This is a genomic window from Chryseobacterium sp. CFS2 (genome assembly GCF_036543225.1).
Classification (GTDB): domain Bacteria; phylum Bacteroidota; class Bacteroidia; order Flavobacteriales; family Weeksellaceae; genus Chryseobacterium; species Chryseobacterium culicis_A.
Genome location: NZ_JAZHQU010000004.1, coordinates 394963 through 408210 on the forward strand (window position 1 = coordinate 394963; position 13248 = coordinate 408210).

Here is a 13248-nt window from a genome sequence, read left to right on the forward strand (position 1 = left end):
AATAGAACATAGACAATAATATTAATAAAAAACTGATAATATATAAAAGACAACATATGAATTTAACTACTAAACTGCTTTTAGGATTTGGTTTGAGTGCTGGTTTTTTAGGCTATTCGCAAGATTTAGGTAAAGTAAACCCAGTTCTTACCGGAGCTCCTTTCCTAAGAATTGCACCTGATGCAAGATCGGGAGGTATGGGAGATCAAGGTGTGGTAACCTCTCCGGATGCCTTTTCACAATTCTGGAATGCGGCTAAATATCCCTTCAGCAGGACAAGTTCTTCCGTAGGTCTTAACTATACGCCTTACATGGGAAAACTTACCAATGATGTATTCTTATTATATGCTTCGTTTCATAAGTTTTTGGGGCAGGAAGAAAGATCTACCATCTCTGCAAGTATCTATTATTTCAATATGGGACAGGTAGACCTGACTCAGCTGGTAGGTACAGAAATTGCTTCAATGGGTACATCAAAACCAAACGAATTCTCTATTGACGTTGCCTATGCTTTGAAACTTTCTGATTCATTCTCCGGTGCTGTTACCGGTAGATTCATCCGTTCAGACTTAGCCGGAGGATTCAACACTGATACTACGCTTAAAGCAGCAAACTCTTTTGCGGTAGACGTTTCAGGATACTATACCTCTCCACGATTCTCAAGTATTGGTGGATATGATGGTAAAGTGAATGCCGGTATCGCTATTCAGAACTTAGGTCCGAAACTGGATTATACAGGAAATGAAGAATCAAGATCTTATCTTCCTACAATGGCAAGATTAGGGGTTGGATACGATATGTACCTGGATGATATGAACAGAGTTGGAATTTCTGTAGAAGGATCAAAACTTTTGGTTCCAGGATCTGAGTATGCAGGAATAGATCCGAATACAAGACAGCCTATTTATCAAATCCCGAATGTAGGACCAATGGCTGGTATCGGAAAATCTTTCAAAAATAAAAACAGTATCATGTACAGTGGTGCTTTAGAATATTCTTATGACAATGCTTTTTCTGTAAGAGGAGGTTACTTCCACGAAAGTGAAGAGCAGGGAGCAAGACAGTTTGCAACAGCGGGTGTCGGCTTAAGATACCGTTCTTTCGGACTGGATCTTTCTTATTTGATCAATATGTCTAAAATCAACAGTGCATTGGATAACACTCTTCGTTTCGGTCTTACCTGGAACATTGGAGAAGAAACATCCAACAACGATCGTTAAAAAAGAGCAACAGCTATATAAAAAAGCCTCATACATTGTAATGAGGCTTTTTTTATGGGCAATTGTCAATCGTCAATCCGCTTCGCTTGTCAATTTCATATACTACAACCATTCACCATTCACTTTGCGAAGCAAAAATTCACTATTGAAAATAGGAAAGAGCAACTGTCAATCGTCAATCCGCTTCGCTTGTCAATTTCACATGCTATAACCATTCACTATTCACTTTGCGAAGCAAAAATTCACTATTGAAAATAGGAAAGAACAACTGTCAATCGTCAATCCGCTTCGCTTGTCAATTTCACATACTATAACCATTCACCATTCACTTGCGAAGCAAAAATTCACTATTGAAAATATGAAAGAGTAACTGTCAATTGTCAATCGTCAATTCGCTACGCTTGTCAATTTCACATACTACAACCATTCACCATTCACTTTGCGAAGCAAAAATTTACTATTGAAAATATGAAAGAGTAACTGTCAATTGTCAATCGTCAATTCGCTACGCTTGTCAATTTCACATACTACAACCATTCACCATTCACTTGCAAAGCAAAAATTCACTATTGAAAATATGAAAGAGCAACTGTCAATCGTCAATTCGCTTCGCTTGTCAATTTCACATACTACAACCATTCACCATTCACTTGCAAAGCAAAAATTCACTATTGAAAATATGAAAGAGTAACTGTCAATCGTCAATCGTCAATCCGCTTCGCTTGTCAATTTCATATACTACAACCATTCACCATTCACTTTGCGAAGCAAAAATTCACTATTGAAAATAGGAAAGAGCAACTGTCAATCGTCAATCCGCTCCGCTCGTCAATTTCACATACTACAACCATTCACTATTCACTTTGCGAAGCAAAAATTCACTAAAGAACAACTGTCAATTGTCAATCGTCAATCCGCTTCGCTTGTCAATTTCACATACTATAACCATTCACCATTCACTTTGCGAAGCAAAAATTCACTATTGACCTTTAAACAGTGCAATGGTATAATCCAGGAGCTTTCCATCTCCAGATTCTCCATGTCCCGGAATTACAATTTTCACATGGGGATATTCTTTCTTAACTTTTTCAACAGTACCAGACCATGCAGAAACATTTGCATCCCCCAGATATCCTTTGCCTGCCTCTAGCTCTTTCAACAAACATCCGCCAAAAAGAATATTTTCGCTGGGGAAATATCCAACAACATTATCTTTTGTATGCCCTTCCCCAAAAAATTTTGCCATAACATCCTTGTCCCCTACTTTCAAAACAACAGAATCATTGAAACCATTTTCAGGAATAACAAAATTATTCTCTCTCGCTAATTCAATTGTTTTCACATATGAATAAGAGGGAATGCCATTTTTGTGAAACGCCATCAATCCTCCTAAGCTGTCATCATGAAAATGGGTGGGAATAACGGCTTTGATTTTTGCATGCAACTTCCCTTTAATCCATTGTATCAATTCTTCTGAACTTTTATCATCAGTAGGAGTATCAAAAACAATAGCTTCTTGATGATCTTTTACAATCAATCCATTGCAAGGTACATTCCCGAAGTCATTCGTCTGCTTAAAGGAAGTATGGATAAAAGAATTTTCTGAAATCTGAGTGATGATCAGATTATTGGACTCATATATTTTCTTTGCTTTAAAACTTTCCTTATTCTGTGAGCCGCAACTCAGAATGAAAAAAGAGAAGAATATAAAGAAGAGATTTTTAATAGTATTTTTCATGAAACTGTTACTTAAGAGTTGAGATAAGCTAAAGTAAGAATTCATGGAACAAGATTTGTTAGCTGTTGTGTTAAAATTGATATGTATGAATGATGAATCATCAATCTGCTTCGTATGTCAGTTATTTTGAATACAATAACATCTCATTAAAAAAATATAACATTTAAGTTGAGAAAAGTCTCTTTTTTATGGCGATTTTCTTAAATTCAATAGCTATTTTTGTAGTATGAACTATTCGGCGGAACTAAAAAAATTTGTAACCAGTCAGTATGTATATTCTGCCATCAGAATTACACTAGCTACTGTTCTGCCTTGTTTAGTCCTCGCCCACTTTGGGATTTTAAAAGAATATTTCCTTTTTCCGCTAGGAACCAGCTTTGTAGCCCTTACCGACCAGCCCGGACCTTTTATCCGAAGAAGAAATGCTCTTACTTTTGCCATCTGCTGTTTTGTATTTGTAGCGCTCATTGCAAGTCTTGTGATGAATATCAAAGTGCTGGTATTGCTGGAGGTCATTGTTTTCGGGATGTTTTTCTCCCTCATTGGTGTTTATGGACAGAGATTGGCCGCTGTAGGTTCGCTATCACTTGTAGTACTCGCGATCTTTATTGATGGCCACCTTACAGGAAGTAATATCTTTAAAAGTCTGCTGATTTTTGCATGCGGCTGTATATGGTTTCTACTCATATTTCTTATTGTAACCACCATTCGTCCGTATAAACTGGCAAGCCAGATGATTGGAGAAAATTATCTTCAGCTGGCTGAGTTTTTAAAGATTAAAGCCAATTATTATCAAAAGAATCCGGATTTTAATAAACTGACCACTCAGGTTATTGCAAAGCAGATTGAAATAAAAAACCTGCAGGAAGATACCAGGGAAACAGTTTTCAAAACAAGAACGATCGTCAATGAATCTACAACCACCAGCCGTTTATTAATGCTGATGTTTCTGAATTCCATGGACCTTCATGAAAAGCTGATGACCTCTGAAAGTGACTATCAAAAGCTACAGCAGAGCTTTGAAGACAGCATGATCCTGGTGAATATCCATGATTATCTTAATCTCTTGGCGGAAGAGATCACCAATATCGGAATCGCATTACAAAGCGGTATCAGAGCAAAACCTATGTCCAATCTGGAACTGGAATTAAAGAACTTAAACTACAATTATTTCGAACTCAGAAATAAACAGCTTTCTCCTGACAATCTGGAAAATTTCATGATTCTGCGCCAGATCCTGATGCGTATCTATGAAATTACGAAAGAAATTAACGAAATCTATAAAGTATTTTCACAGGATATCAAACTGGCGAAGAGTTTATCTACGGGATTAGACTTGAAAAAATTCATGCCTAATGAGCCTAAACTTAATGCCAAGGTTTTAAGAAATAATATTTCGTTATCATCCTCTCATTTCCGCCATGCCATCAGAATTACAACAGCTTTGCTGCTGGGATATGTTTTTTCCATGTTCGATTTTCTGGGATTGGGACACACGTATTGGATATTAATTACCATTACGGCCATTTTAAAACCGGCCTATTCCATCACCAAACAGAGAAACCTTCTTCGTCTCTATGGAACAATTGCAGGAGCAAGTATTGCTTATGCCATTCTGCATTTTGTACATATTAATGGGGTTTTATTTGCCATTCTGCTGATCAGCATGATCATGTGTTTTAGTTTTCTGAAAGGACGGTATTTCTGGGCGGTATTATTCATGACGATCTATGTTTTCCTGAGTTTTAATTTTTTAAATCCCGGGAAAGTCAATATTATTTTTAAAGACAGAATATTCGATACCGCTATTGCCGGAATGATTGCTTTTGCTGTGTCTTATATTGTGCTTCCGGTCTGGGAACATACCCAAAACCTGGATCTGATGAAAAAATCGGCAGCAGACAATCTTATTTATTTTCAAAGCGTGATCTCTAAATTCTTACAGGGAAATTTTGACCTTGAAGATTATAAGGTAAAACGAAAAAATGCGATCATTTCTCTGGCCAACCTTTCCGATAATTTCCAGAGAATGATTTCTGATCCTAAAAATCAGCAGAAAAAACTGGAAGTTGTACATCAGTTTGTGGCTACCTCACATCTGATTACGGCCTATACCGCTTCCCTGTCTCAATATTCCAAAAGCAATGAGCAATACCCTGAAATAGATGCTGAAAGCTGGAGCAGAAAGATTGAAGCCGAAATGCAGCAAACCTCTACCCTTCTCAACGGAAATGATATCAATGAAACGTTGAAAATGGAAAGCCGTCTTGAGCCGGAAGATTCTTCTATTGAAGATATGATTCTGAAAAGAAAAACTGAGATTGAGGAAAATGATATCGTTGACAGAAGAGATCCTGATAAAGTATCCCATTTAACAGAGCTTAAAAACATCCACGATATTCTGGAGCTGATCTATGATGTAGCAAAAGAACAGAGAAAAGTGATCGAAAAATACAAAAATGAGACAGATCCTACTCCTCCACAATCGTAAAACAGTAATCGTCGAAAAACTCTACCCTGGCTTTGAATTCATCTGAAAACTGATCGTCATATACTCGGCAGCTTATTTTATGAAGATGCTTCAGCTCGAAAGGTTTCACCTCATAATTTTTCTTTAAAGACCAATATTTTGAGTGGTGAATTTTATACATACTTTCTTTTACACTCCATATAATTGTATAAAAAGTGTCTGCTTTATCTTCAGGAATAAAACCGCGCTCATTTTCATAGGTAAATTTATCGATCACCCTTAAAATCTTAGGATTGAACTTTTCAACATCAATTCCTATTTTGTTTTTAGAAATGGCAATGGCTGCAAAGGGAAAAGAATGCGTAATAGAAATTTCCGCATCATTGGGAGAAAGAAAAGGCTCTCTTTCTTTATATAAAATCTTAGAATGGGGCTTTAATCCTTTCAGAAGCTTGCGTACCATCAGAACTTCCAATAATTTCTTGGGATGATAATCTTTTACCTTCTCAGCATTTTCCGGTTCCAGAAGTTGGTTGATATCAAGTTCTTCACTTTCATCATATTTCCAAACAAGGATGGTGGCATTATCATCTGAAAAATCTCTGTAAAGGGGCATTCTTTTTTTATATGAGACAAAAATACTAAAAAAAGCTTGAAGCTGGGAGCGGGAGGATGGAAGTTACTATCCGTTATAAAAACAAGAGATAAATAAAGTCAGAAAAATCGTTTGATGAAAAAAGGAATGGAAGATGGGAGCTGGAATATCGAAGTTACTATTCGTGGTAAAAAGAATTTTCAGACCGAAGAATCCGTTGAGAAAAAAACAAACTCTTTGCTTCCTTAATCTTTACAAACCTCTAGCTTCCCTCTCCCAGCCTCCAGCTTACTTATTTAGCCTGATGATTCACATCATTTCTATGCTCTACAATTTCAAGGTTGGCATCCACGAAGTAGGCACTTCCGAAACCGTTTACATAAGATCCTTTCACAGGCTGCAGAGCAATTAAAATAAAATCCCCCATTTCAGAAATTACGTCCACTACTTTGCCATGAACTTCTTTAAGCTGGGTAACTACAGTGTTCCATACATCAGAATCTCTTTCAATCTGAGAAGCTGCAGCTTCAATGGTAAGGCGCTCGCGGGCATAGATTTGCTTGGTAGCCGATTCATCTTCGATAAACATAATGGATGTTTTTCTTCCGTCAGCAAGATTTTTAGTATGTTTTGCCATGAAAGAGACCAGAATATAAAAAGTTTGATCTACCTGTACAAAGGGAGCATAGCTTGAATTAGGATTTCCTTCAGCATCTACAGTAGCAAGGATGATACTTTTTGAAGCATTGATCAGTTCCTGTACTTTTGGAGCAACGGGTTTGATTTTCTTTTCTGTATGGGTACGGTTCATAATATATTTTTTTATCAGCTAAAATTAATTATTTATATTAAGACTAAATAATATTAACTCATGTTTAATCTCATAAAACTGAACTTGATCTGCCGTTTTTATATCTTAATTATTAATCGTAATTTTGCCTTTCGTTATCAATTGAATTTAAAAACTATTCATTACATATGAGTACTACAACACAATACGTTCCTTATAAAGTTAAGGATATCTCCCTTGCAGAATGGGGTAGAAAAGAAATTACTCTTGCAGAGGCAGAAATGCCAGGTTTGATGTCTATCCGTGAAGAGTACGGACCATCTCAGCCACTGAAAGGAGCAAGAATCGCAGGATGTCTTCACATGACGATCCAAACGGCTGTGCTTATCGAGACTTTGGTAGCTTTAGGAGCTGAAGTTACCTGGTCATCTTGTAATATTTTCTCTACACAGGACCACGCTGCTGCTGCTATTGCTGCTGCGGGAATTCCGGTGTATGCTTGGAAAGGGTTAAATGAGGAGGAATTTGACTGGTGTATTGAGCAGACTTTATTCTTTGGTGAAGACAGAAAACCATTAAACATGATTTTGGATGATGGTGGAGATTTAACAAACATGGTTTTTGATAAATACCCTGAATTTACAAAAGATATCAAAGGTCTTTCTGAAGAAACAACTACAGGAGTACACAGACTTTACGAAAGAATGAAAAACGGAACTCTGGTAATGCCGGCGATCAACGTAAATGATTCAGTAACTAAGTCTAAATTCGACAACAAATACGGATGTAAAGAATCTGCTGTAGATGCAGTAAGAAGAGCTACAGACGTAATGTTAGCTGGAAAAAGAGTGGTAGTTTGCGGATACGGAGACGTAGGTAAAGGGACTGCGGCTTCATTCAGAGGAGCAGGTTCTATCGTTACCGTTACAGAAATTGATCCAATTTGTGCACTTCAGGCTGCAATGGACGGATATGAAGTAAAAAGATTAGACACTGTGGTAGATAATGCTGATATCATCATCACTACAACAGGTAACTTCAATATCGTTAGAGGAGAACACTTCCTTAAAATGAAAGATAAAGCTATCGTTTGTAACATCGGTCACTTCGACAACGAAATCGATATGGCTTGGTTAAACAAAAACTACGGTCAGACTAAATCTGAAGTAAAACCTCAGGTAGACATTTATACTATTGAAGGAAAAGAAGTAATCATCCTTGCAGAAGGTAGATTGGTAAACTTAGGATGTGCTACAGGTCACCCAAGTTTTGTAATGTCTAACTCTTTCTCTAACCAGACTTTGGCTCAGATCGAATTATGGAACAATTCTGCTGCTTACAAAAACGAAGTATACATGCTTCCTAAGCACTTAGATGAGAAAGTAGCTGCTTTACACCTTAAGAAATTAAGCGTAGAGCTGGAAACTCTTTCTCCTGAGCAGGCTGAGTATATCGGAGTAGACGTAAAAGGGCCATTCAAGCCTGAATACTACAGATACTAAGATCTAAATAAAATATGATATTATCCCACTATTTCTAAGATAGTGGGATTTTTTATGGAGTGCCGCAGAGCAATTCCTTATTTTTGTCAACTAAAAAAATAACATGAAAAACTACTTATTTCTGGGAATAATGAGCGCTGTTGTATTCCTTAACAGCTGCAGCAATGATGATAATGAGGGAACCAATAATCCTTCCGAACCAAAAATGTTATTAAGTAAAATCACTACAGTTTACTATGATAATCCATCACAGCCTCAAACCAGCGTAGAAACCCTTGAATACAATAGTCAGGGGCAGCTTACAAAAACTTCGTCCGCCTATGGAACTTCCACATTTGAATACAATAACGGGAAGCCTGTAAAGATAAATCATTATAATACCAACCAGACACTGGAATACTATTCTGCTTTTAATTATAACGGAGATCAGCTGGCAAGCGTTAAAGCAATCTACGACACTCATCCGGATTACAACCGAACGATTACCTATAATTATAATACCAACGGACAGGTGATCTCTACATCTCTTTGCCAGTCGCCAGACTGTTCCAATCCCATCGTTGATACGTATGCTTATAATGGGAACAATATTTCCTCAGAGATTTCAGAGGGTGGAGGATCCAGTTACAGTACTAAAGTTGTGTATTCCTACGATGATAAACTGAACCCCTATACCAATCTCAACAAGTATATTAGAATTATGATGGGCAGAGCCATTGTGATGAGCCCCAATAATTATCTGATAGAAAAGATAAGCTACAAAAGTAACGGAACCTGGATACAAAACCAAACCAGAACCTCCACGATACAATACAACAGCGCCGGTTTACCTACTCAGGTAGTCTCAAAAGAAGCCAACGGAAACCTTTCAGCTCAGTATAATTACGAATATATCACTCAATAATAACAGACTCTCCAATTTTGGGGAGTTTTTTTATAAGCTGATCCCGCTATCCGCTCATACTCCTCACGCCAGGCGAAGAGCCTCAACGCTGGTTGCGGGGTAACCGCTGCTATCGGGGCTAGGGAAGTAAATGATGAATGATGAATGATGAATGATGAATTATAAATCTGTTGGCTGTTAAATAAAATTCACTGGCTTTAGCTAAAACTTAAAATATATTAACCATCACCCGTATTTTACCCATATTTCCCCTGTGCTTAGGCTCTATTTATAAAAAATGAATATCTTAGCCCCTTTAAACAAAACATTAAACTATGAAAAAACAAAGAGTATCGAATGCGTTCGTTGCCGCATCATGGGTAGCATTAGGCGCAGGAATGATTGGCTTTATTGTTGGTCTTGCAAGAGCGGAAATGCTGCTGAATGAAAAAGGATATTATTTCACCATACTTCTTTATGGTTTGTTTGCCGTTGTTTCGTTACAGAAAGCAGTACGTGACAGGTTAGAAAACATTCAGGTGACAGATATTTATTATGGGATCTGCTGGTTTGCCACATTATCATCTATTGTATTATTGGCTATCGGACTTTGGAATGCCACCATTCTTCCCAGCGAAAAAGGTTTTTATGCATTTGCCTTTTTGCTTGCGCTCTTCGGAGCCATCGCAGTCCAGAAAAATACACGTGACAACATGCTTCAGGAATAAAGTAAACTCTCCATTTTGGAGAGTTTTTTATTTAAATAAATTCATTAAAATTTATAAAATACTACAAATTTAACATTTACATTAAAAATATATTAAGTTTTTTGTTATTTTAGCTGTGCTTATTTCACAAACTAATGACATGTACAAAAAACTACTCTTTTCTCTTCTGTTTATTCTATTATTTCAGCTTTCAAAAGCTCAGGATGAGTTTATTACTATTTGGCAGCCCGGCTTTATAAGCACCGTTCCCATATCCGTTACAGCTCCCTATCCCGCAGGGAACAATCAAATCTGGTTTCCTGCTATCGGCAATAATTTTACCATAAGCTGGGAAGAAGTAGGTTATCCGTCACACCAGGGAACAATGAATAATGTTACTTCCACAAAGCAGGTACTTATAGACTTCGGAACACCATTACATCCAAATTCAATGCAAGCCAGTTATCAGGTAAAAGTAAGCGGTGGAAATGGGACTTTCAGAATACTTTCTACTGAATATTTACCTTCTACAGGAGTGAAATACAATGGAAGTATGGATAAACTGCTTGAGATTTCCCAATGGGGGAATATCCAATGGAGTACAATGAACAATGCTTTTGCGAACTGTCCTAATATAACTCTCACGGCTTCCGATGCACCCGATCTGTCCCAAGTTACAGATCTGTCCGGAATGTTCAAATCTGCAAAGAATTTCACATCCAATAATTCAATAAACAGCTGGGATACTTCATCTGTACAAGATATGTCTGAGCTGTTTTCGCAAACAACATTCAATTCTCCGATTGATAACTGGAACACATCAAATGTTACCAATATGTCCCGTATGTTTTATTTTTCAAAACATTTCAATCAAACTTTAAAAACCTGGGATGTCTCTAAAGTTACCAATATGCAATCGATGTTTATGAGTGCAGAAAAGTTTAACCAGCCTTTACAAGACTGGAATACAGAGTCTCTTACGAACATCATTGATATATTCAATGGAGCAAAGGAATTTAATCAACCAATCAATACCTGGAATATTTCAAATGTAACAAGTCTTAGTGGTATCTTTTCATTAGCCCCAAAATTCAACCAGCCACTCAATCACTGGAATACCTCAAAAGTAACCGATATGTCCAGAACATTTAACGGAGCTTTAAGTTTTAATCAAAATATTAACAGCTGGGATACCTCCAAAGTAGGTAATATGTCACTCATGTTTGCACTCGCTGTAAGCTACAACGAGCCTATGACTTCCTGGGACACGGGAAGCGTGACGGATATGTCTTTTATGTTTCATTTCAATCCGTATTTCAATCAGAATATAAGCAATTGGAATACAGCTAAAGTTGTCAACATGGAACACATGCTTCACGGCTGCTATGAATTCACCCATTCACTGGAAAACTGGAATGTCAGTACCGTTACCAATATGGATTTAATGCTAATGGAGACCACTTCATACAACCACACTTTAGAAAAATGGAATCTGAACTCCTTAACAACTGCCGCCTCAATGCTTACTTCTTCAGGATTAGACTGCAGAAATTACAGTAACACCCTTATTGGATGGTCTAATAACGGTAATACTCCCAATAGTATTCACCTTGGTATCGTTTCAGACTTAACTTATTCCGATACTGCAACTCCTTCAAGAAATCATCTTCTCAATGTAAAAGGATGGAGCTTTCTGGGAGATAATTTAGGCACCTGTGAACATCAACTGGGAACTTCAGATTACAGCCTTAATACTACCCCTCAGATGTATCCCAATCCTGTATCGGATATGATTTATCTGAAAAATATTCAGAATATGATAAGGTATACAATAACCGATATGAGCGGAAGAACAGTTGCTAAAGACAAGCTGGGACATAGCGAAATATCTGTCCGTCTTTTGTCTCCGGGAAATTATGTTCTGCAGATTTTCACAAAGGATACAGTACATTCATTCTCATTCATCAAAAAATAACCCAAGAAAACTAATTCCATAAACAATAAACATGATCTTAAAAAAAATTCCAATACTCATTTTTCTTTTGATGATACTCATGGCAAAGGCCCAAAATGAGTTCATCACCATCTGGAAAACTCAGAATGCACAACTCATTAAATTTCCAGGAAGAGGAACCAACTTTCATGTCTACTGGGAAGAAGTAGGATATCCTCAGCATAACGGAACAATGAGCAGTGTAACTTCAACCACTGAATTCATCATCAACTTAGGAACACCATTAAACCCATCTCCTACCCAGGCCAGTTACAGAATCAAAATCAGCAATGGAAACGGAAGTTTTGATCAGGTAAGATTTTATAATGGTTCATCAATCCCGGTTTACAATGCGGCAGACCGTTCCAAACTCACTCAAATTGCTCAGTGGGGAAATATAAAATGGAAGAGTTTTGACAATGCTTTTGTATACTGCGATAATATGGATGTAACAGCCACAGATGCTCCAGACCTCAGTATGGTTACCAGTATGCGTCAGATGTTTTATTTATGCATTTCACTTATTGGTAATTCTTCTTTCAATACATGGAATACCTCCACCATTACAGATATGCATTATATGTTTGGTGATGATAATCTTTTCAACCAACCCTTGGGAAACTGGGATACTTCGAACGTTACAGATATGTCTTATATGTTTGATTACACAGGATTTAACCAACCTTTGAATAAATGGAACACAGCTAAAGTTACCACCATGGAGCATATGTTTCATGATTCAGAAAATTTCAATCAGGATCTACAAAACTGGAACACGGGAAGCGTAACGAATATGAACGAAATGTTCCATGACACTGCTTTCAATCAAAATATTGGAAGATGGGATTTAAGCTCATTAACAACAGCAACCGGTATGTTTCTCAATTCTGCCATGAGCTGCCTGAATTATGATAAAACCCTTTACGGATGGAGCCACAACCCATCAACCCCGAATAATATCAATCTATCCAGCGCAGCACCATTGGTTTATTCTCATGTCGATGCTGTAGCTGCAAGAAATTATTTAATCAATAATAAAGGATGGACTATTTCCGGTGATACTTACAATGGAGTATGCAACCAGACACTTTCAACTTCTGAAACGGAAATTAAAAACAAAACCTCCATCTATCCCAATCCGGTAAAAGATCATATTTATCTGAAAAATATTCCGAATGCAGTAAGGTATACAATAACAGATATGAGCGGAAGAACAGTTGCTAAAGACCAACTGGAGCATAACGAAATATCTGTCAGACTTTTATCTCCGGGCAGTTATATCCTGCAGATTTTCACGAAGAATACAATGCATTCTTTCCCATTCATCAAAAAATAACCCAAGAAAACGAT

The 13248-nt window shown here is 37.2% G+C and carries 10 protein-coding genes; 7 read left to right on the plus strand and 3 right to left on the minus strand.

From position 1 onward, the window contains the following. The first annotated feature begins 56 nt into the window (after positions 1 to 56). A complete protein-coding gene (porV, locus tag ODR02_RS11670) occupies positions 57 to 1220 on the plus strand; it encodes a type IX secretion system outer membrane channel protein PorV (RefSeq protein ID WP_105680985.1) in 1164 nt (387 codons plus the stop codon). 979 nt (positions 1221 to 2199) lie between these two features. On the opposite strand, the gene blaCHM is transcribed toward porV, so the two are convergent. Next, a complete protein-coding gene (gene blaCHM, locus ODR02_RS11675; protein ID WP_309512556.1) occupies positions 2200 to 2958 on the minus strand; it encodes a CHM family subclass B1 metallo-beta-lactamase in 759 nt (252 codons plus the stop codon). 226 nt (positions 2959 to 3184) lie between these two features. On the opposite strand from blaCHM, the gene ODR02_RS11680 reads away from it, so the two are divergent. Continuing rightward, positions 3185 to 5449: an FUSC family protein gene (locus ODR02_RS11680; protein WP_309512557.1), complete on the plus strand. Its 2265-nt coding sequence runs from the start codon at positions 3185 to 3187 to the stop codon at positions 5447 to 5449. Here the strand turns inward: ODR02_RS11680 and ODR02_RS11685 are convergent. Continuing rightward, positions 5430 to 6044, minus strand: a complete 615-nt coding sequence (locus tag ODR02_RS11685; protein WP_209788468.1) for a 4'-phosphopantetheinyl transferase family protein — start codon at positions 6042 to 6044, stop codon at positions 5430 to 5432. The two genes, ODR02_RS11680 and ODR02_RS11685, sit on opposite strands and share 20 nt — an antisense overlap. A 271-nt stretch (positions 6045 to 6315) precedes the next feature. Further along, positions 6316 to 6834, minus strand: coding sequence for a pyridoxamine 5'-phosphate oxidase family protein (locus ODR02_RS11690; protein ID WP_309512558.1), 519 nt, complete (start codon positions 6832 to 6834; stop codon positions 6316 to 6318). 167 nt (positions 6835 to 7001) lie between these two features. On the opposite strand from ODR02_RS11690, the gene ahcY reads away from it, so the two are divergent. From ahcY to ODR02_RS11715, 5 genes are all read left to right on the plus strand, one after another. Then, positions 7002 to 8315 carry an adenosylhomocysteinase gene (gene ahcY, locus ODR02_RS11695; RefSeq protein WP_047421190.1) on the plus strand — a complete coding sequence of 438 codons (1314 nt, stop codon included), beginning with the start codon at positions 7002 to 7004 and terminating at the stop codon, positions 8313 to 8315. A gap of 103 nt (positions 8316 to 8418) precedes the next feature. Beyond that, positions 8419 to 9219, plus strand: coding sequence for a hypothetical protein (locus ODR02_RS11700; protein ID WP_309512559.1), 801 nt, complete (start codon positions 8419 to 8421; stop codon positions 9217 to 9219). A gap of 314 nt (positions 9220 to 9533) precedes the next feature. Further along, positions 9534 to 9926, plus strand: a complete 393-nt coding sequence (gene yiaA, locus ODR02_RS11705; RefSeq protein WP_034699887.1) for an inner membrane protein YiaA — start codon at positions 9534 to 9536, stop codon at positions 9924 to 9926. 139 nt (positions 9927 to 10065) lie between these two features. Next, positions 10066 to 11880, plus strand: coding sequence for a BspA family leucine-rich repeat surface protein (locus ODR02_RS11710; RefSeq protein ID WP_309512560.1), 1815 nt, complete (start codon positions 10066 to 10068; stop codon positions 11878 to 11880). Between the two features lie 79 nt (positions 11881 to 11959). Further along, positions 11960 to 13234, plus strand: a complete 1275-nt coding sequence (locus ODR02_RS11715; RefSeq protein ID WP_309512561.1) for a BspA family leucine-rich repeat surface protein — start codon at positions 11960 to 11962, stop codon at positions 13232 to 13234. Positions 13235 to 13248 lie beyond the last annotated feature (14 nt).